General features: G+C 61.2%; 24 protein-coding genes and 1 tRNA gene. 7 read left to right on the plus strand and 18 right to left on the minus strand.

Annotated features, from left to right (window positions below):
• Positions 1-231 precede the first annotated feature (231 nt).
• The 3 genes from E3E11_RS03925 to E3E11_RS03935 are packed head-to-tail and all read left to right on the plus strand — an operon-like array spanning position 232 to position 2791.
• On the plus strand, positions 232-1200 hold the full coding sequence (locus tag E3E11_RS03925) for a metal ABC transporter solute-binding protein, Zn/Mn family (RefSeq protein ID WP_168189192.1): 969 nt from the start codon (positions 232-234) through the stop codon (positions 1198-1200).
• 48 nt (positions 1201-1248) lie between these two features.
• Entirely contained in the window at positions 1249-1974 is a 726-nt protein-coding gene (locus tag E3E11_RS03930) for a metal ABC transporter ATP-binding protein (RefSeq protein ID WP_141451270.1), read from the plus strand.
• A gap of 4 nt (positions 1975-1978) precedes the next feature.
• Positions 1979-2791, plus strand: a complete 813-nt coding sequence (locus E3E11_RS03935; RefSeq protein WP_141451271.1) for a metal ABC transporter permease — start codon at positions 1979-1981, stop codon at positions 2789-2791.
• Positions 2792-2836: 45 nt separating this feature from the next.
• On the opposite strand, the gene E3E11_RS08460 is transcribed toward E3E11_RS03935, so the two are convergent.
• From E3E11_RS08460 to E3E11_RS03960, 6 genes are all read right to left on the minus strand, one after another.
• Positions 2837-2992, minus strand: coding sequence for a hypothetical protein (locus E3E11_RS08460; protein ID WP_165599821.1), 156 nt, complete (start codon positions 2990-2992; stop codon positions 2837-2839).
• A gap of 24 nt (positions 2993-3016) precedes the next feature.
• Positions 3017-3949, minus strand: coding sequence for a dTDP-4-dehydrorhamnose reductase (rfbD, locus tag E3E11_RS03940; RefSeq protein WP_141451272.1), 933 nt, complete (start codon positions 3947-3949; stop codon positions 3017-3019).
• Between the two features lie 26 nt (positions 3950-3975).
• Positions 3976-4539, minus strand: coding sequence for a dTDP-4-dehydrorhamnose 3,5-epimerase (gene rfbC, locus E3E11_RS03945; protein ID WP_141451273.1), 564 nt, complete (start codon positions 4537-4539; stop codon positions 3976-3978).
• Between the two features lie 47 nt (positions 4540-4586).
• Positions 4587-5468, minus strand: a complete 882-nt coding sequence (rfbA, locus tag E3E11_RS03950) for a glucose-1-phosphate thymidylyltransferase RfbA (protein WP_141452118.1) — start codon at positions 5466-5468, stop codon at positions 4587-4589.
• A gap of 53 nt (positions 5469-5521) precedes the next feature.
• On the minus strand, positions 5522-6577 hold the full coding sequence (rfbB, locus tag E3E11_RS03955; RefSeq protein ID WP_141451274.1) for a dTDP-glucose 4,6-dehydratase: 1056 nt from the start codon (positions 6575-6577) through the stop codon (positions 5522-5524).
• Between the two features lie 277 nt (positions 6578-6854).
• Entirely contained in the window at positions 6855-8030 is a 1176-nt protein-coding gene (locus E3E11_RS03960) for a glycosyltransferase family 4 protein (RefSeq protein WP_141451275.1), read from the minus strand.
• Between the two features lie 437 nt (positions 8031-8467).
• On the opposite strand from E3E11_RS03960, the gene E3E11_RS03965 reads away from it, so the two are divergent.
• Positions 8468-9250 carry a histidine phosphatase family protein gene (locus E3E11_RS03965; RefSeq protein WP_141451276.1) on the plus strand — a complete coding sequence of 261 codons (783 nt, stop codon included), beginning with the start codon at positions 8468-8470 and terminating at the stop codon, positions 9248-9250.
• Positions 9250-10644: a lipopolysaccharide biosynthesis protein gene (locus tag E3E11_RS03970; RefSeq protein ID WP_141451277.1), complete on the plus strand. Its 1395-nt coding sequence runs from the start codon at positions 9250-9252 to the stop codon at positions 10642-10644. Before E3E11_RS03965 ends, E3E11_RS03970 begins: the two co-directional genes overlap by 1 nt.
• Positions 10645-10719: 75 nt before the next feature.
• Here the strand turns inward: E3E11_RS03970 and E3E11_RS03975 are convergent, their stop codons facing one another.
• The 3 genes from E3E11_RS03975 to E3E11_RS03985 are packed head-to-tail and all read right to left on the minus strand — an operon-like array spanning position 10720 to position 14393.
• Positions 10720-11889, minus strand: a complete 1170-nt coding sequence (locus E3E11_RS03975) for a hypothetical protein (protein ID WP_141451278.1) — start codon at positions 11887-11889, stop codon at positions 10720-10722.
• Positions 11886-13286: a lipopolysaccharide biosynthesis protein gene (locus E3E11_RS03980; RefSeq protein WP_141451279.1), complete on the minus strand. Its 1401-nt coding sequence runs from the start codon at positions 13284-13286 to the stop codon at positions 11886-11888. Before E3E11_RS03980 ends, E3E11_RS03975 begins: the two co-directional genes overlap by 4 nt.
• Before the next feature lie 3 nt (positions 13287-13289).
• On the minus strand, positions 13290-14393 hold the full coding sequence (locus tag E3E11_RS03985) for a glycosyltransferase (protein WP_141451280.1): 1104 nt from the start codon (positions 14391-14393) through the stop codon (positions 13290-13292).
• Positions 14394-14770: 377 nt separating this feature from the next.
• Between E3E11_RS03985 and E3E11_RS03990 the strand changes: the two genes are divergently transcribed.
• Positions 14771-15619 carry a hypothetical protein gene (locus E3E11_RS03990; RefSeq protein ID WP_141451281.1) on the plus strand — a complete coding sequence of 283 codons (849 nt, stop codon included), beginning with the start codon at positions 14771-14773 and terminating at the stop codon, positions 15617-15619.
• Positions 15620-15639: 20 nt separating this feature from the next.
• Here the strand turns inward: E3E11_RS03990 and E3E11_RS08505 are convergent, their stop codons facing one another.
• The 7 genes from E3E11_RS08505 to mnmE form a co-directional block, all read right to left on the minus strand.
• Entirely contained in the window at positions 15640-16956 is a 1317-nt protein-coding gene (locus tag E3E11_RS08505) for a nucleoside/nucleotide kinase family protein (RefSeq protein WP_196778313.1), read from the minus strand.
• Positions 16957-17493: 537 nt separating this feature from the next.
• Positions 17494-17569: transfer RNA gene (locus E3E11_RS04005), tRNA-Lys, on the minus strand.
• An 82-nt stretch (positions 17570-17651) separates the two neighbouring features.
• On the minus strand, positions 17652-18620 hold the full coding sequence (locus E3E11_RS04010) for a ParB/RepB/Spo0J family partition protein (RefSeq protein ID WP_141451282.1): 969 nt from the start codon (positions 18618-18620) through the stop codon (positions 17652-17654).
• On the minus strand, positions 18620-19402 hold the full coding sequence (locus E3E11_RS04015) for a ParA family protein (protein WP_141451283.1): 783 nt from the start codon (positions 19400-19402) through the stop codon (positions 18620-18622). The genes E3E11_RS04010 and E3E11_RS04015 overlap by 1 nt, the downstream gene beginning before the upstream one ends.
• On the minus strand, positions 19399-20007 hold the full coding sequence (gene rsmG, locus E3E11_RS04020; RefSeq protein ID WP_231119019.1) for a 16S rRNA (guanine(527)-N(7))-methyltransferase RsmG: 609 nt from the start codon (positions 20005-20007) through the stop codon (positions 19399-19401). Before rsmG ends, E3E11_RS04015 begins: the two co-directional genes overlap by 4 nt.
• A gap of 59 nt (positions 20008-20066) precedes the next feature.
• Complete coding sequence (mnmG, locus tag E3E11_RS04025) at positions 20067-22034, minus strand: tRNA uridine-5-carboxymethylaminomethyl(34) synthesis enzyme MnmG (protein ID WP_141452120.1); 1968 nt, start codon at positions 22032-22034, stop codon at positions 20067-20069.
• A 164-nt stretch (positions 22035-22198) separates the two neighbouring features.
• Positions 22199-23506 carry a tRNA uridine-5-carboxymethylaminomethyl(34) synthesis GTPase MnmE gene (mnmE, locus tag E3E11_RS04030; RefSeq protein ID WP_141451285.1) on the minus strand — a complete coding sequence of 436 codons (1308 nt, stop codon included), beginning with the start codon at positions 23504-23506 and terminating at the stop codon, positions 22199-22201.
• A gap of 105 nt (positions 23507-23611) precedes the next feature.
• Between mnmE and E3E11_RS04035 the strand changes: the two genes are divergently transcribed.
• Positions 23612-24061: a methylated-DNA--[protein]-cysteine S-methyltransferase gene (locus E3E11_RS04035; RefSeq protein ID WP_141452121.1), complete on the plus strand. Its 450-nt coding sequence runs from the start codon at positions 23612-23614 to the stop codon at positions 24059-24061.
• On the opposite strand, the gene E3E11_RS04040 is transcribed toward E3E11_RS04035, so the two are convergent.
• The gene (locus tag E3E11_RS04040; RefSeq protein ID WP_231119000.1) at positions 24058-24594 is read right to left on the minus strand and encodes a DUF4186 domain-containing protein; all 537 of its coding nucleotides are present in this window, start codon (positions 24592-24594) and stop codon (positions 24058-24060) included. The genes E3E11_RS04035 and E3E11_RS04040 overlap by 4 nt on opposite strands.
• 75 nt (positions 24595-24669) lie before the next feature.
• Positions 24670-25980, minus strand: coding sequence for a transcription termination factor Rho (gene rho / locus E3E11_RS04045; RefSeq protein ID WP_141451286.1), 1311 nt, complete (start codon positions 25978-25980; stop codon positions 24670-24672).
• Positions 25981-26343 lie beyond the last annotated feature (363 nt).

Here is a 26343-nt window from a genome sequence, read left to right on the forward strand (position 1 = left end):
GGCGGCCGGGAGAACAGCGGCAAAAATATAGGCAGAACGCCCCGGCCCTTCGGAACGCGTTGTCAGGGTTCGGGGGAGCGTATAAGACGTTATGCTATAACATTTATGAAACAGGAAGCGCTGATAAGGTCTCTGCAAGGTGAAATTCTGCCGCAAAGAAGTCGAGTGGCAGGCTACCGGCAGTCATCAGGCGCAAAGTGTGGGGACAGGCAGATGAAGGCAGGAACGGACATGTGGCGTCCGAAAGCTTTGGGACTGGTCTTTTGCGCTTTCCTGTCAGGCGTTTTTCTGCCAGGCGCTGCCTCAGCCATTCCAGCCCCCGCGCCTTCTGCCCGCAGCCTTTCAGCCCCGGCCCCTGCCTCTGCACCTGTCACACTTGTCTGTGTTGAAGCGGTGTGGTGCTCCATAGCCCAGCAGGTTGGCGGCGCGCTGGTCAGGCCGCAGGTGCTCATTACCACTGAAGGTCTTGATCCTCATCATCTTCAGCCCACGCCCTCGATGGCGCGGGCCCTGGCCGGCGCACAGGGAGTGATTGTCAACGGGGCCACTTATGATGACTGGGCGCTGGCCCTGAGCAGGGGAAATGCTGATGGCCCGCAGCCCGAGCGTTTTGTGGTCAGCCAGCTGGCGGGCTGGAAAGAAGGTGAGGACCCGCATCTTTTTTTCAGCCCGCCTTTCGTGCTCAAAACCGCGCAGGCCATTGCCGCCTGGCTGCAGAGCCGTTTTCCCGAGCAGAAGGAAGCTATCACCAACCGTCTGCAGATCGTCGCTCATCAGGTCATGCAGGTTGAAAGCCGGCTGGACGTGCTGAAAGGGCAGGCGCCGGCAGCGCCGGTGGCCATGCTCGAGCCGGCAGGGGCGCGTCTTCTGGAAGCGGCGGGTTTTGATATCGTTGATCCACGCTGGGCGCATATGGCCATGGAAGGAAACGGGGCTTCACCGCAGGAGACAGCGGCTCTGGAAGCTGCCCTTACCGGGCACAAGGTGCGTTTTCTGGTCGTCAATCCTGCTTTGGACTCCCCTTCCATGACTGCCATGGTGGCCTGTGCGCAGCGGGCCGGAGTGCCTCTGGTCAGAATCGGTGAAAGCCTTCCGTCAGGTGAGAACTGGGCACAGTGGATGAACCATCTTCTTGATGAGATAACCGTGGCTCTGCGGATGACTGCCCGCCCGTCCGCTCCACTGCCGACCCTGCCTTGAGCCTGGGTGGTGTGGTTTGCCTAATCCGCCAGAGCTGAGAGCCCTGTCATGACCCCTTCTCCGGGCCTTTCCACGGTTGAGGCGCTTTCATGCGACTATGCACCATGGCTGGATCTGGCGCATGTCACGTTACGGGTGGGGCATTATGACGTGCTTGATGATGTCACATGCCGGATCAATCTGAGCGGCGTGACGGTTCTGCGTGGTCCCAATGGGGCCGGAAAGACCACTTTCCTGAGATCGCTTCTGGGATTGTGCATGCCAATACGGGGAGAAATCCGGCTTTTCGACCGGCCCCCTGCTCGCTGTCGGTCTCTGCTGGGATACATGCCCCAGAAAGGTGACAGGGCTGCCCCCATGCTGCCGGTTTTAAGTCATGTGGCAGCCTGCATAGATGGCGCAGCCTGGGGGTTTTCATGGCCCGGTGTGCGTGCGCGCCAGGCGCGCGCCCTGCTGCGCCAGACCGATGCGCTGCATCTGGCCGCCCGCCCGCTCGGGGTTCTCTCAGGCGGGGAACGCCAACGCGTCGCGCTGGCCCAGGCTCTTTCCGATGCCCCGCGCCTGCTGCTGCTTGATGAGCCGCTGGCCGGTCTGGACCAGGAAGGACGCAGACGCATGCTAGCGTTGCTGCGGCGCCTGCGGCAGGTTCTCAAGCTTTCCGTGCTGATGACGGTTCACGAGGATCTGAGCCGTGAGGAACTGGGTGACAATGCCCATGAGCTCTGGCTGGCGCACGGCCAGCTGTGCCGGGGCAGAGAGGGAGAAAGGAGGTAGGGTCATGTTTGCTTACGATTTCATGCGCTACGCCTTTCTGGGCTGTCTGCTGGTAGCGCTGATCGCTGCGCCGACGGGCTGGTTCCTGCTCCTGCGCCGACAGGCCTTTGCCGCCCACGCCCTGCCGCATATCGGCTTCAGCGGGGCTGCTGCGGCTGTATGGCTGGGCGTGGCGCCGCTGGAGGGAATGCTGGCAGCCACTCTGCTTGCAGGGCTTTTCATGGCCTGGGAAAGCCAGACCCCTCATGACACCTTTCAACTGGTGCAGCGCGAAACCATGACCGGTCTGGTCCTGGCGGCAAGCCTGGGGGTGGGGTTGTGGTGTCTCCATGAGGCAAATGGCGCCACCAACAGGGCAACGACCCTGTTGTTTGGCGATATTCTGGGCATCACCCCAGGAGATCTGGAAGTTCTGGGCAGTGTCGGGTGTGTGTGTGCGCTTCTGCTGGCCCTTATGTGGCGGCCGTTGCTGTTTGCCAGCCTGGCCCCTGAGCTTGCCGCGGCGCGGGGAGTGAACATGCGCCTCGTGACCCTGGGCTTCATGACCCTGGCTGCCCTTGCCGCCGCTGCATGTTCGGTCGTGGCCGGTGCGCTGCTGGCTTTCAGCCTGATGATCGGCCCTGCCGCCGCCGCCCTGCGCCTGGAGCTGCCACCGATCAGGGGAATCCTGTTTTCGCTTGGAACAGCCCTTGTCCTGTCCTGGGGCGGCCTCATGTTGTCCTGGTGGACCGATGCGCCGGTTGCTTTCTGGATTTCAGTCGGTGCCGTGCTGCTTTACATGATCGCCTGCCTGGTCAGAGGCTGGCGTGCGGCCTGAATTTACCGGGCAGCGGCTTGTACGCCGAAACTGTCCGGGCTGTTCTTACTGAACGGGCAGAAAAACCAGGTAGAGATGCACCAGCAGAATGAACAGCGCCATGCCGATCTGGATGCCGATCAGGTCTCTTTTCGTGATGATCGGCACCTTGTCGGGATCGGAGAGCCGGTCGGGATTCCACTCGAAAGTCGGACGTCGCATGTGAATTTCCTTCGTAAACCTGCTTCAAGAAGAAGCGGGGTTTCTGTTTTCTTCCATCAGGCTCTGCACAGTGCGGCGCGTGCTTTCCCGCCAGTCCGGAAGGGTAAGCCCGAAAGTTCTGGCCAGTTTGGCGGTATCAAGCCGTGAATCTGCAGGCCGTTTGGCAGGCGTAGGCCAGTCGGCAGTCTGTATGGCCTGCAGTTCCGGCATTTTCTGGCCCAGGCGGTCCGCCTCTTCAAGCGCTTCGCGTGCCAGCTCGTACCAGGTTCCCTCGCCACTGCCCACAGCGTGGAATATACCGTGCCAGTTCTCCTGCCAGGGGCGAGTCTGCATCTGTTCACTGACACCCAGCAGCACGGCTGCCAGATCATCCGCGTTGGTGGGATTGCCCTTCTGGTCTCCCACGATGCGCAGAACAGGGTTTTTGGCGCCGGCATTAAGCATGGTACGCACGAAATTTTTGCCGTGCGGTGCGTATACCCAGGCTGTGCGGAAAACGGCGCTGAGCGGGGAGGCTGCCAGCACGGCGCGTTCTCCCGCCTCCTTGGTGCGCCCGTAAGCCGTGACCGGATGGACCGGGTCCTCTTCCGTATAAGGCGCGCCTTTTTCGCCGTCGAAAACATAATCGGTCGAGACATGAAGGAAGGGAATGTGACGCCTGGCGGTTTCGGCGGCCAGCTTTTCCGGCCCGCTCCGATTAGTGCGTCCGGCAGCTTCCTCCTCGCTTTCCGCAAGGTCGACTGCCGTCCAGGCGGCTGCGTTGATCACTACAGAGGGCCTGATCCGGTCCAGCAGGGGGCCGATGTCTTCCGGTGCGTCGAGGGAGAATTCCGGCCGGCCGATCCGGATGACGCGTGCGCCGCCCAGTTTCTGCAGGGACGTGGCCAGCTGGCCGTTGCGGCCGATAACAAGTATCGGCCCGGTCGCGTCCTGCTGTGCTGACTGATGCTGCGTCATGAAACTTACCCTTCCTCTCTGACTTCCTAGCCTTGAAAGCCGAACCAGCCTTCAGCTGCGCTGAACGCCGGGGCTTCGAGGTCTTTTTCCGACAGGATGGCTTTCCCGGGCTCGATCGGCCAGTCGATGCCCAGCGTGGGATCATCCCAGCGCACGGAACGCTCTGAGGGTTTGTTGTAGAGAGCGGTGCATTTGTACTGCACTTCCGTATCATCCTCGAGCGTGACGAAACCGTGCAGGAAGCCTGGAGGTATCCAGAGCTGCGACCAGTTTTCGGCTGACAGCTCAGCACCAGCCCATTGCCCATAGGTCGGTGAGCCGGTCCGTGCATCCACCGCCACGTCCCAGATGGCCCCTTTGGTGACGCGGACCAGCTTGCCCTGCGCGAAGGGATCAAGCTGGCAGTGCAGGCCGCGGACCACGCCTTTCTTGCGGGACAGGCTCTGGTTGTCCTGGATGAAAGGCATGGTGATGCCGGCATCGCGCATGCGGTCAATATTGTAGGTTTCAGAGAAAAAACCACGATTGTCGCCAAAACGCGGGGGCGTTACCAGAATGACTTCAGGCAGGCGGAGAGGGGTGACTTGCATGAAAAACCTTTTTGCTTGCAGCAGATCTCTTCAGAACGGTAGCTGTATCAGGCCAGTGAGCGGAGGGTATCGGCCACCTGGAGCAGCATACGGCCCAGCTCGGTCTTGGACATCTTGCGTCCATGCGCGCGCAGCTGCTCCGCGTCAATGAATCCCATGCGGAAAGCCGCTTCCGCGGGGGAGCCGACCAGCAGCCCCTGGCGGGACTGGATGGCCTGAACGAACGTGCCGGCCTGCATCAGGCTGTCGGGCATCCCCGCATCCAGCCAGGCACAGCCTCGTCCCAGAAGATCCACCTGCAGGGTGCCTTCATCGAGATACATCTGGTTGAGGTCGGTGATTTCCAGCTCACCGCGGGCGCTCGGTCTGACCTGGCGGGCCATGTCGCACACGCGGTGATCATAGAAATAAAGCCCGGTCACAGCCCAGTTGGAAGCCGGATCAGCGGGTTTTTCGGTGATGTCGAGAGCCTGGCCCTTCTCATCGAAGGTAACCACGCCGTAGCGTTCGGGATCGCGTACCTGATACGCAAAAACGGTCGCGCCCTTTTCGCGCAGCGCGGCTTCACGCAGCATCAGGGGAAGATGGTCGGCAAAGATCAGGTTGTCTCCCAGCGCCAACGCGCAGGGCGCGCCGTCCAGCCAGTCCTCGCCGATGAGAAAGGCCTGTGCGATGCCGTCGGGATTTGGCTGGCTGCGATAGGTGAACGTCACGCCGAACTGGCTGCCGTCACCGAGCAGGCGCTTGAACTGTTCCTGGTCATGCGGGGTGGTGATGATCATGATATCTCTGATGCCCGCCAGGATAAGCGTGCTCAGGGGATAATAGATCATCGGCTTGTCATAGACCGGCAGAAGCTGTTTTGAAGTCGCCAGGGTCATGGGATGGAGGCGTGTTCCCGACCCGCCTGAAAGCAGGATACCCTTCATGGGCTTCACGGGAGAGGCCTCAGCAGCCTTGCGCGTCTTGTCACGGGGCTTACTCATGCTGAGGCTCCCAGGCGCTGGCCGGTATAGCGCTTGCTGTTGATGTCCTCCCACCATTGCGGGTGGTCGAGATACCACTGGATAGTCTTGCGCAGGCCGCTTTCAAAATCGTGCTCGGCTTTCCAGTCAAGGGCAGTCTCGGCATGGCTGGGGTCGATCTCATAGCGAAAATCATGGCCGGGCCGGTCATTGACGTAGCGGATCAGCTGCTCGCGCGGTCCCTTGTCAGAGGGGACCATTTCATCGAGGATGGCACAGATTTTCCGGACCACTTCCAGGTTAGTACGCGGCTGGCGGGCCCCTATGGCGTAGGTCTCGCCCGGTACCCCCTTTTCGACAGCGCGCACCAGGGCTTCGGCATGATCCTCCACGTAAAGCCAGTCGCGAATATTGGCCCCCTGGCCGTAAACCGGCAGTTCATGACCCTGAAGGGCCTTGATGATCATCAGCGGAATGAGCTTTTCGGGAAAATGCCACGGCCCGTAATTGTTGGTCGTGTTGGTTACCAGGGTCGGCAGGCCGTAGGTGGTGTGCCAGGCCCGTACCAGATGGTCCGAAGCGGCTTTGGTGGCTGAATAGGGGCTGTGCGGGTCGTAGGGGGTCTGTTCCGTGAAAGGAGGGGCGTTCTCATCGAGATGGCCGAAGACCTCGTCAGTGGAGATATGGTGAAAGCGGAAGGCCTGTTTTTTTTCCTCTTCCAGTCCCATCCAGTATTTGCGCGCCGCTTCGAGAAGGGCGTAAGTGCCGATGACATTGGTCTGCACGAACACGCCCGGTCCGTCGATGGAACGGTCCACATGGCTTTCAGCGGCCAGGTGCATGACGGCGTCTGGCTTGTATTCTTCAAACAGTTTCTGCATCTCGCTGCCATTGACGATATTGGCGCTGACATGCCGGTAGCGCGGATCCTCAGCCACCTCAGCCACATTGTCCTCGGAGGCTGCATAGGTCATGCAGTCCACATTGAGGACCTCATGGGAGGTGTTGTTGATCAGATGCCTGACGACGGCTGATCCGATGAAACCGCAACCACCTGTGAGGAGAATACGCATGGGGGTCCTTTGAAACAAATTCAGGCAAATTCACCAGTTGGATCCGCTGGCTGAACCGGCTTTCCCGTACCCGGCCGGAAAGCTGAGGAAGTAACCGGGCAGTGAAACTGCAGGAAAAACCAGGTTTTTATAACATCCGGTTAATGTAAGATAAAGAACTTCCTTCTGCCTGCCTGTTGCAGCGATGTGGACAGAGACTGCTTTTCAGAAAAATTATTTTAATCTCCGGCATTACAGAAATTACCACGCTCCGTCGCGTGCTGCTGAAAAGGCCTTTTCAGGAATGAGCGGAGGCGTCCGGGGAGCTGTCAGACGGCCTGACAGAAGGGCGTGCTTTTCGCCTCACCAGACCTTCAATGTGCTCCATGACTTTCTTGCCGTTGCGGCGGAAGCTGCCAGGCCCATACTGGGCCAGAACCCGGCGGCGCCCTTCCTGGCCCAGTGGCGCGCATTGCTCGGGATGGTCGAGAAAGAAGGCCAGGGCCTTGCAGCAACCGTCGATGCAGGCCTGCCCTTCTGTGCTTTCAAGCAGGATACCTGTTTCCCCTGTTTTCACGATGGCGCCCATGTTGCCTGCCGGCGTGGCAATGGCAGGCACGCCCCGGCTCAGGGCTTCATGCACGCCCAGGCAGAGCCCTTCCTTCAGGGAAGGCTGGATGTAGACATCAAGCGTGTCGAGAAAGGCGTTGGTGTCTGTCACGAAGCCTTCGAACGTGACCAGATCTTCGACCCCCAGCGAGCGTGCCAGGGCTTTCAGCTCCTCTTCCTGCGGGCCGTCCCCGCCGATATGCACGTGCAGCTGTTCTGCCAGGCCCGGTCGCGCCTGCCTGAGTGCGGCAAGGGCGTGAAGGAGCAGGTCATATTGCTTGAGGGGGTGCAGGCGCCCCAGCGTGCCTACGCGCAGAGGCTCGCCCTTTCTCCGTTTTCCGGGTGTATGACCACCAGGCATGTTGCCGGCGAGCGGATGGCCTGCGCATTCAAACAGGGGCCAGACCATGATACGTTCCTGCGGCACCTGCAGATCACGTTGGAGGGCTGCTGATACGGCATCAGAGTCGGCCAGCCAGAGCTTGGCGACCTTGCGGGTCCGGTGGCTGTAAGGGCGCGAGGCCGCCTGGTTTTTCCAGCTCACCACCGGAATGCCGAGGATTTTCCCTGCGACCTGGCCCACGAAAGAGGCCTTGCTGTGGGAAGTCCAGATCAGGTCGGGGCGTCTGCGCAACAGATGGGCGACCAGGCGGAAAATCTTGTAGGGCTTGCCGCGTGTGCCTCCTTTCAGCACTGACCATGGCACGCCCGCTTTTTCAACCAGGACTGCGATCTTCATGTCGCGTGCCTCGCAGGCCACCACTTCCACGTCATGACCACGCTCCCTGATCAGCGCCAGAAGATCCGGCAGGGTGGCTGAGGCACCACCGCCTTCAAAGCTGCTCATCAGATAAAAGATTTTCATGTCTATTCCTTGCTTCCTGCAGCTTCTTTTTCTTCGTGCCGGTTTTGCACATCATTATTCAAATTTAATGCGACAGCCTGCCTAACGTCCGATCCATCCAGCGTCATTAGAGCTATAACATAAGTGACAACATAAGTGACCGGCCTGCCATTCATTGCTGTCTTCATCTCAGCACGAAATCTGTATGAAACGGGTCTGTAAAAAACGGGATTGCCCTGCCTCGCCCTACCGCTCTGGCCTGCCTGGGCTGCACATGGAAACGTTAAAGTTTCCCTGCCCCCTTGAGCCTGAAGGCTTTCCCCGCTATCGCCATTGCGGACAATGCCTTCCCGGACGCTGGCGCGGTTTTCAGAAACACCCCCCTGTCTGCTGGCCTGCTCCAGCTGTCCAGCCGTTTTCTTCGGGAGGTCCTGCCATGATGAGGTCTGTTGCGCCAGATGCCCGTTGATTCAGACACGCCCGGAATTACCCCCGACATCAGTCAGGACCATTTTCTGGATGGTCCGGGTCTTGAAGCGGGGGTAACGCGTTTCTGGCTTGTGCGTCATGGCGTGGTGGAGGAAGGCGCGCGCCAGACCCTGTACGGCACGCTTGATGTGCCGCTTTGCGCCCCCACTCTGCAAACCCATAGCACGGCCCTTGCTTCACTGGCGGAGATGCTGCCGCGCGACACGCTCTGGCTGACCTCCCCGTTGCAGCGGGCCCGCGAAACGGGGCGTGCCGTACAGAAAGCGGGGCATTTCACTCACTCCCTGCAGGTGGAGCCTGCTTTTATTGAGCAGTCGCTGGGATCATGGAACGGCGTGCCGCACCGAGATTTCCATGCCTACCGCCAGCAGGAGGCGCATCCTTTCTGGTCCCTGTGTGCTACGGAAAAACCTCCGGGTGGGGAAAGCATGGTCGAGGTCTGCGAACGTGTCGGCGCGGCCCTGACCCGTCTGGCCGATACCCATGAAGGCCAGGATATCGTCGTGTTCAGCCATGGCGGGGCCATCCGCATGGCGCTGGCTTTTGCGCTGGCCATTCGTCCGGAAAATGCCCTGCGTTTTACGATCCAGAATCTCTCGGTGACGATTATCGAACGCCTTGAGGGGGAATGGCGTGTGGTCTGCGTGAATGTCCTGCCGGATTTCGGTCCGGATTTTGCCCCGCCCTTCAGCGTTGCCGAGGCACCTCAGGACCGCAGATCCCGCAAGAAGGGCAGCGGGACCGCAGGGTGATGGGTGGGGTCGGGAAAAGACTGTTCGGCGATGATCTTTTCCGCAAGGTCTTTGCCAATACGGCCAAGCTTGGATCAAGCAAGATTCTGGGGGGTCTGTTCAGCCTCATCGCCCTGGTCTGCACCACCCATGGGCTGAGCGCAGGGGCCTTCGGGGTCCTGACCCTCATTTCTTCTTATGCGCTCAGCGTTACGGCTTTCGGGAGTTTCCAGAGCTGGCAGGTGGTGTTGCATTATGGCGCGGTCCCCTGGAAGGACGGTCAGCGGGGGCGGGTGGTCAACACGATCCGTTTCGCCTTCGGCCTCGATCTCACGGCAGGCCTTGTAAGCATGGCAGTCGCCATGGCAGCTCTGCTCCTGTTCGGTCACAAGCTGGGGGTGCGAGCGGAGCATCGGCACCTGGCACTGCTTTACTGCACCCTCATTCCCGGGATGGCGAGTTCCACTTCGCTGGGGGTGCTCAGATTGCTCGACAGGGTGGGCATGCTGGCACGCCAGAAGATGGTCGGTCCGGTTCTGCAGGCCGTGCTCTGTGCGATTGCCATGGTGCTCAAGGGCAATCTCGCCTCTTTCGTCATCGCCTGGTATGTCGCCCGGCTGGTTTCGCAGATCTGGATGTGGGTCTGCACCTGGCGTGCCTTGAAGGAAGTTGGGCTGAGTGCCGCCCTGCGCCCTTCCCTTCTGGGTGCCGGGCGCCGCATGCCGGCCGGCACCTGGAGCTTCACCTGGATGTCGAGCATCAACGTGCTGATCTACTCAGCCTGGCAGCCGGTCAGCAACCTGATGGTCGGCAGTGTGCTCGGCAATGCGGCCGCCGGCGTGTATGGTCTGGCCCTCAAGCTCCTTTCGGCCGTGCGCAGCCCTGCGCGCATGCTGGAGAAGAACTACTATCCCGAGATCGTGCGGCTTGATCCGCGCACGCAACGGCCATGGGCCATCCTGGCGCGCTTCTGCGGGATTTCGGCCCTGGTCGGGGTAGGGGGCATGCTGCTTGTTTATGTCGGCGGCCAACCGCTGATCAGCCTGCTTGGCCATCGTTACGGGCAGAGTGCGACAGTGCTGAAATGGATGGCGCCTTCAGTGCTGTTCTTCCTCTTTCCGCTGCCACTCGACAGCATTCTTTTCACTTCCGGCCGCGCGGCATCTCTCATGGTCATTGAGGGCAGTTCAGCCCTGATTTACCTGCTGCTGGTAATTCTTCTGGGCCATTTCTGGGGGCTGAACGGCGTCGGATTGGCCTATACGGTCGGACGCGGCATTCTGGCCCTGATGGTGGTGAGCCTCAGCCTTTATGTTTTCTGGCACCGCGACCGCATCATCCCGCCCCATGAACGCCGCAAGCAGAAAAGAGCCCCGGAAAGGGGCGAGGTGAAAAGGGCTGTCTCCACCCCGTAAGGGAAAGGGTCGGAAGCCGCGGTACAGCCAAAGACGCCTGACCGTTCTGGTCATGCCTGGGCCCGCCACAACCGCTCAGCCCTGTTCCAGAAGCCAGTCCCGCAAGGCATGTGCATTGCACAGTCCCGCTGTCTGTTCCCCAGCTCCTGGAGCTGTCATGTTTTCAGAAGGAAGGGTGTAGGTCTCGTGCAGCAGGGCCTGTTGCGCCTGCAGATACAGGGCGTGCCGCTCCGGTGCCGCTCTGATCGCTTCCATCAGATCCGCAGGATCCTCTACCACATCGCCGAGAGCCCAGTGGCGAAAATAGGGATTGCCGCGCCAATCCAGCCGAAGTGGATTGAGAAACACGCAGGGCCGGGGCCGAATGAGAAATTCATAGACCTGGCTGCTGATGTCTCCCAGGTAGAGACTGGCGGTGGATGTATAGCTCAGGTCCTGCATGGCCATGGAGCCGGTATCCACCCTGATATTGCCACCGGCAAAACTCTGCAGCCAGCGAGCTGTTGCCCCCCAGCCTTCATGAAACAGCTTGACATGCGGAGCGACCATCAGTCCGAGGCCTGCATCGCTGCCCGTTCCCTGCCGGGACCGGAAAGCCTCCACCACCTGCGGCAGCAGGTGCTTCCAGCCGTTCAGGGAATTTTTGTAATGGGGGTTGTAAAGCACGTAGGGCTGGGTGCCGAAAGGCGCTCCCTTGCCGGGAATTGCGGGCAGGAGGTCGAGCTTTGGCGCGCCGACTGTGCGTATCTGCTTTCGTGACAGCCATCCCTGGCCATGCAGGTAATCAGCCATTTTCGGTCCGGGCAGCAGGGCAAGGTCGAAATGGCGTATCAGGGCTTCATCGCCGACCTTCCGGTCTCCCGCCCCGTGGGACAGATAGACCAGTTTTGCCCTCAGGCCCGCTTTCTTCAGCAGGGCTGCCGTGTATTCCGTGGCCACCACGGCATCGAATTCCTGCAGCTGCGCCACGTTCTCACGCAGGAGCTGCAGGCGCTGGGCGTCGAGCAGATGCGCCTTTTCCAGCCCACGGCAGTACCAGGACTTACGGAAAGTGTGTTGTGGCAGAGCGGGCGTGCCCAAGCGCTTTCTGATGTGAGCCAGGTGGGGCAGGCAGGCGCTGTAATTGACGAACTCCACCACTTCGCAGCCAGGCAGCCGGGCCATGGCGCTGGCCATCGGGGCGGCATGATAGCAGTGGTAGGGTTCGGCAAAGTGCAGAAAGGCGATCTTCAGCGCCGGCTTCATGGCAGCGTGTCTCCTGCCTGGAGAGGGGGTATTTGCCGCATGCGTGCATGCATCTTCCGAAGCAGCCTCGCTGTGCGCTGCCAGAAGCACAGCAGCAGAAGCATGGACGCACTGACAGAAGCCCAGGCGGCACCATCAATGCCGTCCTGGCGCACGAGCAGGTAGAGCAGGGGCACGTAGAGGAAGAGGACGGCCAGGCGAGTATGAAACACATGAGCGGCCTGGTTCATCACCAGCAGAACCGGTTCCATCGGCACTGTCGCGACATCGATCAGCACACTCAGCGCCAGCAGGGTGATCAACCTTCTGCCACCTGCAAAATGGTGGTGCAGCATGTAATCCAGCAGAGGCGCGCCGGCTGCGAGGGCCAGCAGGAGGATGAGCCCTGCTGCCAGAAGAATGCCGCGCAGGAGAAGCAGGACCGTTTTGCGGAAACCCCGCCAGTCATTCTTGTCACGCAGCTGGACGAACTCCGGATAGAGTGCAGGAGTGAGAACGCTGGCAGGCTTTGCCAGGGCGCGGGTGATCTGCGAGGCTACCCGGAACACAGCAACCTCTGCCGCACCCAGCCAGGCGCCGATCAGCAGGGTGGAAAGCTGCCTGGTCAGCGCACTCAGAAAATTGCCTGAACTGACGCTGAACGTGAATTTCCAGAAAGTCGCCCAGTCGGGGTGTGGTGCCCGACCTCTTTCAGTCCACGGTCCCTGCCAGAGCAGGACGGGAGAAAAGCGGCGGTTCAGCCGGCGGCGCAGCAGATGCAGGCCACTCAGGGTGGAAAGCAGGAAAAGAAAGACCTGCATAGCGCACCAGACCAGAAGGAAGAACGTTAGCCCTTGATGGGTCTTCCAGCCGATGAAGCAGCCGAGGGTACGCAGGCAGGTGCCGGCGAACTCGACGCTTGTGGTCGTCCTGAAGCTGTCGAACAGACGCATGATGCCAATGGCCCAGCCCGTGTTCATGATCAGCACGACTGGCGTGCAGAGCAGGCCCAGGGTGGCCAGATGGGGGGACCATCCCAACAGGGGCGCGCACAGGCCTATGCCGGCGGCCCCGAGCAGCGCGCCTGCCAGTCCGCTCGCCCAGTCCGTCTGCATGGCCACAGCTGCGAGCCGCTGCACAGTTGCAGCTTTTCCGCGTTCATGGGGGGCGGTGGCGAAGTGGAGAAGCGCTTTCCAGGACTGCAGATGCGTGATGCTGGAGACGAGGGAAAGATAGCTGGTCAGAAGCAGCATTTCCCCGAAGCCGCCCAGCCCCAGGGCCTGCACGCACCAGGGAACGTAGATGAAGCTGCACAGGGCATTGAGCGCCTGCTCCAGCACGACGAAGGACGCGTTGCCCATGATACGCGACAGAGGGGTCGAGGCTGTGGGACAGGAAGGAGACCGGGAGGCAGACATGTTTCAGGCAGGTCTCTTCCATCTGGCCTGCCGCGCGATTTCCTCCACCCGTGTCAGCACCTGGCGCCCATGGGTTTCAAAGGCGGCAGGACTGAAATTCCCTCGTGCCAACGCCTGCCCCGCCTGCCCGCAGCTTGCCAGCAGGTGCGGCTGGGTAAAGAGGTGTTCGAGCGTCGTGCAGATGGCTGTTTCAAGATCCCCTTTGAGCACGAAGCCTGTCCGGCCGTCGCGCAGGCTGGCCTGCAGCTCCCCGACCGGCGTGGCCATGACCGGCAGCCCTGCAGCCATGGCTTCATGGGCTGCCAGGCACAGCCCCTCATAGCGCGATGGCTGGACGTAGAGATGCAGGCTTTCCAGAAAGGGCCCGACATGGCGCAGGGCACCGACGAGCCTGACGTTCTGCTCCAGTTTCAGGGTGCGGATCTGTGCTTCCAGCGCGTCACGTTCAGGTCCGTCGCCTGCCAGGGACAGATGAAGGCGTGCGGCCAGATCGGGGCGGTGTTCGCGAAACTGGACCAGGGCCTTAAGAAGGCGATCGTAATTCTTCACTTTATGCAGGCGTCCGACGCTGCCCAGGCGCAGCACCCCCTGGCCCTGCCAGTAGCCTGGCACGCTGCTTTCCATGTCACAGCGCAGAAGGGGCCAGGTCATGACCCGGTCAGCCGGCAGGTGCATCTTCGTGCGCAGATAGCTCCCCAGCATGGGGGAGTCGCCGATCCACAGCTGTGACATGCGGCTCATGGCCAGCATGGAGGGACGCACAGCAGCGCTGTGTTTCCAGCTGACGACGGGAATATTCAGCAGACGGCCTGCGATCTGGCCCAGAGCGGTCGCACGGGTGAGCGAGGTCCAGATGACATCCGGCCTGCGCGCGCGCAAGTGCTTGAGCAATCCGTGGAGAGTCGGGATGAAAAAACGGCGCGGATTGGCCAGCAGGTGGCAGGGAATGTTGGCTTCTGCCAGGCGCGGTGCCGTGCCCATGTCCTTGGGCTCGCAGGCGGTAAGGTCCACCTCGTGGCCGTGGCGTTCAAAGAAGCGGACCAGGTCGGGGATGACAAATTCAGCACCACCACTGTCCAGGCTCGAGACGAGATAGTGAATTCTCATGAACAGAGTCTCATGGCAGGGGCTGAGCGGCTCCTTTGTGTTTTGGTTTCCCGGTGGGACAGTGTTTAAGGGTTTATGTGCCGCAAGCTTGGGGGCTGACCAAGGAGAAAGATCAGTCCCACGGGGAAGGAGGCCTGGTTGGTAGGCGCCGGATGGGCCTTTAAGGGGTGGAAAGCCGGAGCGCGACTAAACCCTGGCCGCTTCTCTCTTTTTTTATTTAATTGTTTTCGGCGTCTCAGATTTCTAGAGGACGTGAAGATGATTTCAGGTAGGAGAAGCCGCAATTGGCTCAGTTATGGCGACCATTGATGCGTCAGTCAGTGAAGTCCCTTCTGGCGTCCTGCGGTGTCAGCAGTGAAAAGGATAGGCTCAGGCGCATGGAACAGGTCCTGGCCAACCCGCCTTATCCGCGCGAAGCTCTTGATACGCTTTTTCAGCATATTCTTCTTGATGACGTTCCCCATCCGGAGACCCCTCTGCCAGCCACGACGCTGCCTGTCTGCACCTCTCGGGAAATCGAGGAAGGGTACCGGCTCAGCTGGCAGCTTCTGGTGCGTGGGTTTGATCGCCGGCGTTTCCGCCGGCTGGTGGCCAGGATTGCCCTGACAGGCCAGGCCACCGCGCGTGAACGCCAGGCGTTCAAGGATGTCAGAGCCCGGTGCAAGCACATGCGTTTCGCCTGTGCCAATTTTGACCGCAAGCATCACTATCCCCTCCTGTTGCAGGGCGTGACGGTGCTGATGGGCAATATGCAGGATGCCTTCAAGCATCACGATCGCCTGCGTACACTTAGCTATGGCCTTACATTATGGCTCATGCTCGGCAGCGGGCCTTTCGCACTGTTCATGCAGGCTTTGCTCGATTTTGAGCCGGCAACGCCGGAAGATGTGAAGGATTACCAGCAGCGGGAAAACCATAAGCTGCAGGCGGTGCTGGACAGCCAGGCGCACCTGACCGGGCACGAATTTCATACCTTGCGCAAGTTCATCAGCCGCCGTGTGGCTTTTAACGATACGTTGCGTACACTGCGCCCAGACCCCGCGCTTCATCAACTCTCGGAATGCCTGGCTACCCTTAATGGCATGATGGGGGAAAAGCATGACGAGCTGGTGGAGAAAAGCCTGCATGGCACCCAGAACTACCGGCAGGACCGTTTCGCGCCGCCTGCGGAAATCGTCAGCCGTCTGAAGGAATTCCTGCAGGCCTCAGTGGATGGGAAGTCCTGAAGAAAGCCTGTGGGTTCAGCTCAGAGCGGGCCCGTCAGAGCGTGCTGGCGCAGGGCTTCACTGACCTGACGCTTGACTTCCTTGTAAGGCGCGCGGCTGTCGATGACCACACGTGGCGCTTCATTGTAGCGCAGCCGGGACATGACCGAAGTTTTGATACGCAATGCTTCAAGATCATGATCGGGTTTGCGGCGCTGAGCCGTTTCAGGATCAATGTCGAGATGCACGACAAGGTCGGGGCGGCGGGCGGCCATGCGCTGGTAAAGCCTGCGTTCGACGGCGGCCAGTCGCTGGATGAGGGGATTGTCGCTTGTCGCAGCAGACAGCCCAGGGCCATCGCATTGAGCTGGAATTTCCATCTGCGGGTACCGGTCTGTGATGACCATTTCTCCCCGTGCTGCTGCGCGCTGGATCTGCCGGAAACGACGATAGCGCAGCAGAGAGAAGGCGAACACGACCAGAGCGGTCGGTAGGTCGGGGATCTTCTCCCCGCGGGTACGGGTCGTTTTGGCGCGCTTGCCAAGCTTGTGCTCCAGAACAGGGCCGATGAAAGGCAACCTGCCGATGCGCCGCCCGAGATCGCCTGAGCCGAGTCCCAGATAACCGTAACGCGTCGGGCGGCTCTGGCCGATTTCCGTCACCAGTTCCCGGCTCAGGCTGGACTTGCCGCTGCCGTCGCAACCAACCAGGGCGATAACGGCCCCGCGCGGCGTGGGGAGGGACTTTTCCTGGGGCACCTTCCCGTAGACCTTCATGACGCCCAGGGCTGCCTGGCTTGCCGCTGCCACCACCTCCTTGAGAGGTGCACGCGTATCGAGGTCGATGATGGGCGCATTTCTGAAGCGCAGACGGGGAACATCGCGGATCTTCGCGGCGAGCTTGACCGGATCATGATCGGGCTTGCGGGCAAAAGCTGTTTCGGGATCCACATTCAACCGGATAACCAGATCCGGCGGAAAGGCATCCATCCTGGCGAAAGCGCGGGTTTCCAGCGCGGTCAGAAAGGGTGTCAGCCATCCTGTCTGGGGGGCGCGACTGAAATAAGGGCCATCCATGGGACCGGGGCAGGCGATCTGTGGATACCGGTCTGCCAGGATGGCATAGCCCGCGGCATTATAGGCCCGCATGCGCCAGAAGCGGACTGTCCGCCGTATGACAAACAGGAAGTTGACGAGGGCGCCGAGCGGGCTGAAGCCTTTTTCCTTCTTGCGCTTCGTCTCACGGGCAGAGCGCGCGGCGATATGATTTCCAAGCACGGGAAGCTTGAAGAGCGCGCGTCCGAGATTGCCGGCCTGCTTGCCCAGATGGCACTGTCTGGTCGGATATATGGGCTGCAAGATCTTCAGTAATTCCTCGCAGACTGTCGATTTTCCACTTCCGTCGCATCCGACGACAGCGATGACTGGTGCTTTTCGGCCGGGCAGGCGCTTGCTGGGCAGTACAGAGTCCGGAAAAGCACCAGCGGAGCGGAGCGGCGTCCGGGCGGCAGAAGGCATGGGCATATGAAAAGCTCAGTTGGAGGTGAAAAGAGATTTTCTGAAGAAATCCTTCGGAAAAGGCAGCGGACATTACAGCAGCCTACCTCCGCGGCCGCTCCAGGTGCTCGGTTCTAAAGCCATTCCGGCAACACAGCTCTCCACGCTAGCATGGAACAGGCTGGAATATCCAATATGAATACCTATATAGCAGCGTGTTATTCTTAAATACCTGGAACTGATCTGCTGTTTACCAAGACTGCTTCTGAAAAAGCCATGAAAGCCCTGGAAAAGCATCGCAGACCAGCTTTCCAGGCCCGCTTCAGCCTGAAGGGCAGCTTGGGTCCCGGCGCTTCTGAAACCTGACAAATCATTTTTCTGGATGGATCAACCAGGTCATGGTGGGCACACAAGGGCTCGAACCTTGGACCCGCTGATTAAGAGTCAGCTGCTCTACCAACTGAGCTATGTGCCCATGACCGGGTTGATGGCCGCTTTTTATCAGCCACAGCCAGCGGCGACAAGGGGAGAAAAGCGAATTTGCGAATTTGCTGCCCTCAGCTTTCTTGTTTCAGGCGCTTCAACAGGTTCTCGAACTGATCGAGGGAGGAATAGCTGATTTTCAGCGTGCCTCTTTTGCCGTTGAAGCGAATCTGCGTTTTCAGGCCCAGCTCCTGGGAAAGATCGTCTTCCAGGCGCCGAATTTCCCTCTGGTCGCTTTTGGTCAGAGCCGGTTTCCGGGAGCTGGCCTGCTGCTTGCGGGCGGCGGCCACCAGGGCTTCAGTCTGCCGGACGTTGAGCCCTTTCTGCAGGACAGTCTGCATGGCCGCAGTCGCGTCAGGGTGGCTGAGCAAGGCGCGGGCGTGGCCTGCACTCAGCAGGCCGTTGCGCAGGTTGGCGCGCACGGCTTCCGGCAGGTTGAGCAGACGCAGGATATTGGTGACATGCGAGCGCGACTTGCCGACAGCACCGGCCAGTTCCTCCTGTGTCAGGCTGTATTGCTGCAGGAGGCGTTGCAGGCCTTCCGCCTCTTCAACCGGGTTGAGGTCCGAACGCTGCAGGTTCTCCACCAGCGCGGCGGCCATGGCATCGACATCATCGAGCTGGCGGATATGCACCGGTACTTCGTGCAGCCCTGCCATCTGGGCAGCGCGCCAGCGCCTCTCGCCTGCGATGATCTGGTACCCGCCGCGCCGGTCAGGGTCAGGACGCACAAGCAGGGGCTGCAGCACGCCCCGGGCGCGGATGGAGGCTGTCAGCTCTGCAAGGGGCTCAGCTTCCATGCTCTGGCGCGGCTGATAAGGGCTGGGCGTGAGCTGGTCCACCCCCAAGCTGCTGATCTGGGAGACGGGCGAGGCAATGCCCTGGGCGGAATTCACCCGCGAGGCACGGGCGAGATCGGGGGCCTGGTCGCCAAGCAGGGCTGCAAGACCGCGCCCTAGTCGCGTTGCCCCTGAGCGGGGTTTGTCAGTTCTGGTTTTGTCAGTTCGGGCATTGGCAGAAGGGGAGTCCGGTTTATGTCTCATCAGAGGCCGCCTTTTCCGTGCTGGCGCTTGAGAAGTTCTTCAGCGAGGGCCTGATAAGCGCGCGCGCCGCTCGAATTGCGGTCGTATTCCAACACGGGCTTGCCATGACTCTGCGCTTCCGAAATGCGGATATTGCGGGGAATCAGGGTATCGAGCACCTGCTCGCCGAAAAAGCTGCGCGCATCTTCAGCCACGAGGGCCGACAGGTTGTTGCGCCGGTCATACATGGTCAGCACGATGCCTTCGAGATGCAGATCGGCATTGAAGGCGCGCCTGACGCGTTCAATGGTGCGGACCAGCTGGCTGATGCCTTCAAGCGCGAAAAACTCGCATTGCAGCGGCACCAGAACGCTTTGGGAAGCCACCAGTGCATTGAGTGTCAGCAAGCCGAGGCTCGGGGGGCAATCGATCAGGATGACGTCATACAGTCCCTCAATCATCTGAAGCGCGTCATGCAGGCGATATTCACGCCGATCGGCATCGATCATCTCCAGCTCTGCACCTGCCAGATCGGCATTGGCAGGCATGATGTCGAGCTGGGGCACATTGCTGGGCTGGGGAAGCGAGGTCGGTTCCTCTTCGCCCATCAGGGCGCTGTAACTGCCGCGTGCGCGCTGGTCGTAATCGATCCCCAATCCCGTGGAAGCATTCCCCTGCGGATCGAGATCGACCAGGAGCACGCGCCGATGCAGCGCCAGGGCGGCAGCAAGGTTAAGGCTGGTGGTGGTTTTACCCACGCCGCCTTTCTGATTGGCGATCGCGATGATGCGGGTGCTGCTCACGTATGCTTCAAGCCACTGATTTCTAGAATGGTGCCGTCCGGATCAGTCCGGCTCTGAAAGATCCTTTCGGACATGTGCCAGTCAGGGCGGGCTGCGGTCAACTCGTCTGCAGCCTTGCGCCCTTTCAGGAAAAGGCATTTTCCCTCCGGCTTGAGCAAAGGCGAAGCCCAGCCGAACAATGTGCCCAGAGGGGCCAGGGCACGGGCGGTGACATAGTCAGCGGGCGCCAGATGGCCTGCCGCCTGTTCGATACGTTCGGGGACAACCGTCACGTCCGCTTTGCAGATGCGCGCGGCCTCGCGCAGGAAGGCGCATTTGCGCTGGTCGGATTCGACCAGCGTGACCGGCGTGCGAAGCCCGTCCTTGCGGCAGGCAATCGCAATGATAAGCCCTGGAAAGCCCCCGCCTGAACCCAGATCGGTCACTGTGGCCCCTGGTGTGATGAGGGAAGCCAGCTGCAGGCTGTCCTCGATATGGCGGTGCCAGAGATTGGGCACGTCGCGCGGACTGACCAGATTGATGCGCTCGTTCCACTGCACCAGCAGCCCGGCAAAGGCTTCCAGCTGTGCAGACGTTTCAGCCGGGAGTTCGGAAACAGGAGGCAGGGGAAACGTTTCACGTGAAACATGCGTTCCGGACTCGTGGCTCAACACACTCTCCTCAGTCATTTCCGCTGGCCTTTCCTGTCAATGGGCTGATGCTTTGGGGCCTGATGCTTCGGGAGGCTCTCCGCCTGAACAGGCGGTCGCTGCCGGAGATGGGCCAGAAGCGCCACCAGCGCGGCCGGCGTGATGCCACGCACGCGCTGGGCTGCAGCGAAATCAGGGGGGCGGGCCTGTGAAAGGCGTTCCTGCATTTCACGGCTCAGCCCGCCGACATGGGCGTAATCGAGAGTATCGGGCAGTTTCAGCGTTGCCTCATTCGCCAGTTGCTGGATATCACGTTCCTGCCTGCGCAAATACCCGCCATAGCGCGCCTCTGTAGCCAGATGATGCTGTACCCGTACAGGCAGGGTGGCGAACCAGGGCGCAAGGGCTGTGATTTTTTCCCTGGAAGCCCCGGTTGCCAGCACATCGCTGAGGCTGCGCCTGCGCCCGTCCTGAGAGACGTCGATTCCGTGCTGTGCCAGCACAGCGGGGGTGAACTGCATTTCCGCAGCCCGGGTAAGGGCCTCGGTGATCTGCGTTTGCAGCCGCTCAAAGGCCAGCCTGCGTTCTTCGCTGACGCATCCCGCTTCAATGGCGCGGGGGGTAAGGCGCAGATCGGCATTGTCGGCGCGCAGCAACAGGCGGTATTCCGCGCGCGAGGTGAACATCCGGTAAGGCTCGCTGACGCCGTGCAGGGTCAGATCGTCGATCATCACTCCGAGATAGGCTTCATGGCGTTCCAGGGTCACGGGAGCCTGGTCCTGGCTGGCGCGTGCGGCATTGAGACCGGCCAGCAGGCCCTGGGCCGCCGCTTCCTCGTATCCTGTCGTGCCGTTGACCTGACCGGCCAGGAACAGGCCGGGAAGTGTGCGGACTTCCAGGGAGGGGCGCAGCTGCCGGGGGTCGACGTAATCATATTCCACCGCATAGCCGGGAGTGGTGATGCGGGCATTTTCAAGACCGGGTAGGGATCGGATCATCGCTTCCTGCACCTCAGCAGGCAGGGAGGTGCTGATGCCGTTGGGATAGACCAGCGCGCCACCCAGGGTGCCGGGCAAGCCTTCGGGCTCCAGAAAGATCTGGTGGCTGTCCTTGTCGGCAAAGCGCACGATCTTGTCCTCGATGGAGGGACAGTAGCGGGGGCCGCGCCCGCGGATCTCACCGCCATACATGGCCGACAGGTGCAGATTGTCGCGGATGATGCGGTGCGTCTGCGCTGTTGTATGGGTGATGCGGCAGGAAAGCTGGGGATTTGTGATGCCCTGTGAAAGACTGCTGAACAGTTCGGGCTCGGTATCGCCGGGATCGGGCGGAAGGGCTTCCCAATCAATGCTGTCACGTGCGATTCGGGGGGGCGTGCCTGTTTTGAGCCTGCCCATGGCCAGGCCCAGCTGGGCCAGCCGCTCGCCCAGCTTTGTGGCAGGACGCTCGCCAATGCGCCCGGCCGGAAGTTGCTCATGACCCGTGTGGATGACGCCGCGCAGGAAGGTGCCGGCTGTCAGCACGACCTGAGCTGCATGGATCGGGGTCGTCTCACTGTCTGCATCCGTGCTTTCGCACTGCACACCGCGGATGCATCCGTCTTTCATGAGCAGATCGGCGACCGCGCCCTGGCGGATGGTGAGATTGGGCGTACTGGCCAGCAGCTCCTGAATGGCCTGGCGGTAAAGGACGCGATCGGTCTGCGCGCGTGGCCCCTGCACTGCCGGCCCCTTGGAGCGGTTGAGCAGCTTGAAATGAATGCCTGCCCGATCAGCGGCGCGACCCATAAGCCCGTCAAAGGCATCGATCTCACGGACCAGATGGCCTTTGCCGATGCCGCCGATGGCCGGATTGCAGGACATGGCGCCGATCGTGCGCGGGTCATGGGTCAGCAGCAGGGTGCGTGCGCCGCACCGAGCCGCCACTGCTGCCGCTTCACACCCTGCATGGCCCCCGCCGACCACGATCACGTCATAATTTTCTTCACTTTCTTCGTGAGTCATTTCTGCAGGTCCGTCATGACGGGCGGTGAATTCGTCGTCAGTCAAGCGCTGGTTCCTGTTGTTCTGTTTTTCGTCAATTGCGCTCAAGCGCGCCCTGGGCTGTGAGCTGCTGATGTGGCCCGCGTTAGGACCAGGGGTCAAGCAGCACGTGTCAGGCAGGAAGCTTACTTGCCGATGCAGAAGCTGCTGAAAATGGTGTCGAGCAGCGCTTCCACATCCACCTTGCCGGTCAGGCGTCCCAAGGCCCGCATGGCCTGGCGCAGCTCCTCGCCGCGCAGTTCGGGCCAGTCTGTCCGCAGGGCCCGGGTGAGAGCGTGCTGCGTTTCCTCCAGCCCGGCCCGGTGACGCGCACGGGTAAGGGGTGGGGCCTCCCTTTGCGCCAGGAGAGGCTGCAGCCGTGTTCTGAGGGCCGCCAGCAGAGGCGCCAGCCCATCAGGTGTGACAGTATTTATCCCTATAAGGGAACCGGTGAGGGAAACACTGGGAGCAGGCAGGGGCGCCAGATCGGTTTTTGTGCGCACACGCAGGGCCTCAGGCGTGATGGAGGGGGTGGCTTCCTCTCCCGGTGCCAGCAGATGCAGGACCAGATCGGCCTGGCTGACATGAGTGCGCGCGCGCCTGATGCCCTCCGCCTCGATCTCGTTTTCAGTCTCACGCAGGCCGGCCGTATCGGTAAGGCGCAGACGAATGCCTTCAAAAGTCCAGTCGAGGCTGATGGCATCACGCGTGGTGCCGGCATGTGCCGTGACAATGGCTGCTTCCGTGCCGCTCAGGGCATTGAGCAGGCTGGACTTGCCTGCATTCGGCGCGCCTGCGATGACCACGCGCAGTCCTTCACGTGTCGCCTCGCCCCGCCGGTCCTGCAGATGTTCAGCGATTTCCACTTGCAGGCCCAGCATGTTCTGCATGAGCTGGTTTTCCACTTCGGGGGGCAGTTCCTCATCGGGAAAGTCGATCAGCGCTTCCTGCTGGGCCAGAATCTGTTTCAGCCGCCCCGCCCAGCTGTCGTAAAGGGCGCTCAGGGCGCCGTCAGCCTGCCGGAGCGCCTGTCGGCGCTGGGCCTGCGTCTCGGCTTCGACGAGGTCTGCAATCGCCTCAGCCTGCAGGAGGTCCATGCGTCCTGCCTGGACCGCACGCCGCGTGAAAGCCCCTGCTTCAGCAAGGCTGGCGCCAAGAGCCCGCAGCGCTTCCGCCACGGCTTCAATGATGGCCGGGCTGCCATGCAGGTGAAGCTCGAAACTGTCTTCGCCCGTATAGGAATTCGGACCCGGGAACCACAGAACAAGCGCTTCGTCGAGGACTTCCCCGCCATGTTTCAGGGGCCGCAGGCTGGCGCGCCGCGGCGCAGGCAAAGTGCCCGCCAGCGCCTGCAGTATCTCGGCACTTCCCGGCCCGCTGGCGCGCATGACTGAAATCGCGCCGCCCGGGGCAGTGGCGAGGGCAAAAATAACAGAAGGATCCGTCGGGCTCATGGAAGCGTTATAATCTATTGTCCTCAATGTTTGGACCTTTCTCTGCAGACCCCCCTGCCGGTCGGGGCGTTGACCTCCTGGAGAGGAAGCTGCAGCATGAGCTTTATGGCTCAGCTATCCCTGCATACGCCTCTTGGTGACCTTACCCTCAGTGAGGAAGACGGCGCGCTTGTCTCTGTGGATGACGGCTGGGGCCGTGACCAGACCCCAACCCCTCTGCTGCTGCGCGCCCGTGACCTGCTCAATGCCTATTTCGACGGGGAGAAAGTCGATTTTTCGACCCTGCCCGTCAGCCCGCCTTTCGGAACGGCTTACCAGAGAAAAGTCTGGGAGGCTTTGCGCCGCATTCCCCATGGCCGGACCCGGCGTTACGGCGAGATTGCGCAGGAAGTCGGCGGCACGGCGCGTTCCGTGGGGCAGGCAGTAGCTGCCAATCCCGTCCTGCTGCTCATTCCCTGTCACCGTGTGGTGGCAGCGCAGGGGATGGGCGGGTATTCCGGCTTCAACGGCGTGGAAGACAAACAGCGTCTGCTGGAGCTGGAAAAAGGCCTCTAGAACAGGCTGAGCTGAGCGGGCTTCCGCGTAGCTGCGCCCTTTCTCCTGCGTGGCGTCACGGGCGCTTCCTCCAGATTTGGTTCCTGTTGCAGGGAACCTTGGGTTTTCTGGCTGATCCAGGCCAGTAGCAGCGCGATGATGAAAGCTTTTTCCGGCTCGCTGAGCGGGCGACCCTTGGGGATGTGATGCCATTTTTCGAGGCAGCTGCGGCAACAGCAGGCACAGGCATGCTGCGCCAGAAAGACCGGATGGCCTTTCATGGGCGTCTGCTTGCCGTCCTTGAAAGGCTGGGCAGGCGCCAGACGCTCGGAGATGAAGCGTTCGGCATGTTCCTGCAGCGCCAGCAGACCTTTGCGGCGCGCGTAAGCCTGCAGGTCTCGTGAAAGGCTGAAACGCGCCCTGAATTCCGACGTTTTCAGCTGCGCCAGGATCTCCCCGAAAGCTGCCTGCGGGTCAGGACTTGCGGAGCTTCTTTCAGAATCAGCCTTGGCAGAGATCGGCGGGGAGCCGGCAGGGGGCATGTCATCACTCATGCTTCATAAAAGGCCCTCCCTCTTTGCAAAGGCAAGGGTCTTCCCGCTGCCGGGGCCAGAACTGCGGCTATCCGGTCAGTTGTTCATGGCGTCGAAGAAATCCTGGTTTGTTTTGCTGTAACGCAGCTTGTCGAGCAGGAAATCCATGGCATCCATCGTGCCCATCGGCGCCAGGATGCGACGCAGCACCCACATTTTTGAAAGCTCGGTGCGATCGACCAGAAGCTCTTCCTTGCGGGTGCCGGACTTGGTGATGTCGATGGCAGGGAAAGTCCGCTTGTCGGCAAGTTTGCGGTCGAGGATCAGCTCGGAATTGCCGGTGCCCTTGAACTCCTCGAAAATCACCTCGTCCATGCGCGAGCCTGTATCGATCAGCGCGGTGGCGATGATGGTCAGCGAGCCGCCTTCCTCCACATTGCGCGCGGCGCCGAAAAAGCGTTTGGGCCGCTGCAGGGCATTGGCATCCACGCCACCGGTCAGCACCTTGCCCGACGAAGGAACGACAGTGTTGTAGGCGCGTGCCAGCCGGGTGATGGAATCGAGCAGGATCACCACGTCCCGTCCGTGCTCGACCAGGCGCTTGGCTTTCTCAAGCACCATTTCCGTGACCTGCACGTGGCGGGTTGCCGGCTCATCAAAGGTGGAGGAAACGACTTCCCCGCGCACGGAGCGCGCCATATCGGTCACTTCTTCAGGGCGTTCGTCAATGAGCAGCACGATGAGGTAGACATCGGGATGATTGGCGCTGATGGAGGAGGCGATGCTCTGCAGCATGACCGTCTTGCCGGTGCGGGGCGGGGCGACGATCAGAGCGCGCTGCCCCATGCCGATGGGGGCCACCAGGTCGATCACGCGCGGCGTATAGTCGCGCTGGTCCTTCTTGCCGTTCTTGCCACGCGCTTTGGTCAGCGCAGTTGCAGGCGGCTCTTCCTGCATGTCGACTTCCATCTTCAGCCGCCGCTCGGGATAGAGAGGGGTGAGATTGTCGAAATTGATGCGGCTGCGTACAGCATCCGGCGCTTCAAAATTGATCGTGTTGACCTTGAGCAGGGCGAAGTAGCGTTCCCCGTCGCGCGGGGAGCGGATCTCGCCTTCAACCGTATCGCCCGGGCGCAGACCGAAGCGCCGGACCTGGGCCGGGGACACGTAGATATCATCCGGACCCGGCAGGTAATTGGCTTCCGAACTGCGCAGATAGCCGAAGCCGTCAGGCAGGATCTCCAGCGTGCCCTCGCCGTAGATGGCCTGGCCGTTATCAGCAAGAGTTTTGAGAATGGCGAACAGGAGATCCTGCTTGCGCAGGGCCGAGGCGTTCTCGATCTCGAGTTCCTCAGCATAGGCCATGAGATCGGCCGGTGATTTCTTTTTGAGTTCGGCGAGATGCATGAACGTTTACGCGCCTTGATGCAGCCTGTCTGCCGGCAGGGTCACCGGCAGTCGCAGGATCGAGAAGGGGAAAGATGGCCTTCGTCCGAACAGTGAGCCCGCTCGGTAGCAGAGCTGACGAAGAGGACCGTCACGGAGACTCTGTCATTGAGACATGTGGACCTGCCGTTGGGGAAGCAGCTGCAGATCCCCCTCGTTGAATGCGGGAAAGCCCGGATTCGGATGGAGAGACAGACAGTTTCCGGAGGGAAGGAAAACCTGAAGAGAAGTGCCAGCCAGTGAGGAAGGGAGCCGTTCCCAAGGCAGCCAGGCCTTCAAGAGCGCAGAATTGATGGGACGGGCACATCCGGCCGGAATGCGGGG

It is taken from the genome of Oecophyllibacter saccharovorans, assembly GCF_006542375.1.
GTDB lineage: Bacteria > Pseudomonadota > Alphaproteobacteria > Acetobacterales > Acetobacteraceae > Oecophyllibacter > Oecophyllibacter saccharovorans.

Coding starts and splice junctions, on each gene's coding strand:
- E3E11_RS03925 (WP_168189192.1), top strand. CDS start 232: ATGTGGCGTCCGAAAGCTTTGGGACTGGTCTTTTGCGCTTTCCTGTCA.
- E3E11_RS03930 (WP_141451270.1), top strand. CDS start 1,249: ATGACCCCTTCTCCGGGCCTTTCCACGGTTGAGGCGCTTTCATGCGAC.
- E3E11_RS03935 (WP_141451271.1), top strand. CDS start 1,979: ATGTTTGCTTACGATTTCATGCGCTACGCCTTTCTGGGCTGTCTGCTG.
- E3E11_RS08460 (WP_165599821.1), bottom strand. CDS start 2,992: ATGCGACGTCCGACTTTCGAGTGGAATCCCGACCGGCTCTCCGATCCC.
- rfbD (WP_141451272.1), bottom strand. CDS start 3,949: ATGACGCAGCATCAGTCAGCACAGCAGGACGCGACCGGGCCGATACTT.
- rfbC (WP_141451273.1), bottom strand. CDS start 4,539: ATGCAAGTCACCCCTCTCCGCCTGCCTGAAGTCATTCTGGTAACGCCC.
- rfbA (WP_141452118.1), bottom strand. CDS start 5,468: ATGAAGGGTATCCTGCTTTCAGGCGGGTCGGGAACACGCCTCCATCCC.
- rfbB (WP_141451274.1), bottom strand. CDS start 6,577: ATGCGTATTCTCCTCACAGGTGGTTGCGGTTTCATCGGATCAGCCGTC.
- E3E11_RS03960 (WP_141451275.1), bottom strand. CDS start 8,030: ATGAAAATCTTTTATCTGATGAGCAGCTTTGAAGGCGGTGGTGCCTCA.
- E3E11_RS03965 (WP_141451276.1), top strand. CDS start 8,468: ATGCCCGTTGATTCAGACACGCCCGGAATTACCCCCGACATCAGTCAG.
- E3E11_RS03970 (WP_141451277.1), top strand. CDS start 9,250: ATGGGTGGGGTCGGGAAAAGACTGTTCGGCGATGATCTTTTCCGCAAG.
- E3E11_RS03975 (WP_141451278.1), bottom strand. CDS start 11,889: ATGAAGCCGGCGCTGAAGATCGCCTTTCTGCACTTTGCCGAACCCTAC.
- E3E11_RS03980 (WP_141451279.1), bottom strand. CDS start 13,286: ATGTCTGCCTCCCGGTCTCCTTCCTGTCCCACAGCCTCGACCCCTCTG.
- E3E11_RS03985 (WP_141451280.1), bottom strand. CDS start 14,393: ATGAGAATTCACTATCTCGTCTCGAGCCTGGACAGTGGTGGTGCTGAA.
- E3E11_RS03990 (WP_141451281.1), top strand. CDS start 14,771: ATGGAACAGGTCCTGGCCAACCCGCCTTATCCGCGCGAAGCTCTTGAT.
- E3E11_RS04010 (WP_141451282.1), bottom strand. CDS start 18,620: ATGAGACATAAACCGGACTCCCCTTCTGCCAATGCCCGAACTGACAAA.
- mnmG (WP_141452120.1), bottom strand. CDS start 22,034: ATGACTCACGAAGAAAGTGAAGAAAATTATGACGTGATCGTGGTCGGC.
- mnmE (WP_141451285.1), bottom strand. CDS start 23,506: ATGAGCCCGACGGATCCTTCTGTTATTTTTGCCCTCGCCACTGCCCCG.
- E3E11_RS04035 (WP_141452121.1), top strand. CDS start 23,612: ATGGCTCAGCTATCCCTGCATACGCCTCTTGGTGACCTTACCCTCAGT.
- E3E11_RS04040 (WP_231119000.1), bottom strand. CDS start 24,594: ATGAGTGATGACATGCCCCCTGCCGGCTCCCCGCCGATCTCTGCCAAG.
- rho (WP_141451286.1), bottom strand. CDS start 25,980: ATGCATCTCGCCGAACTCAAAAAGAAATCACCGGCCGATCTCATGGCC.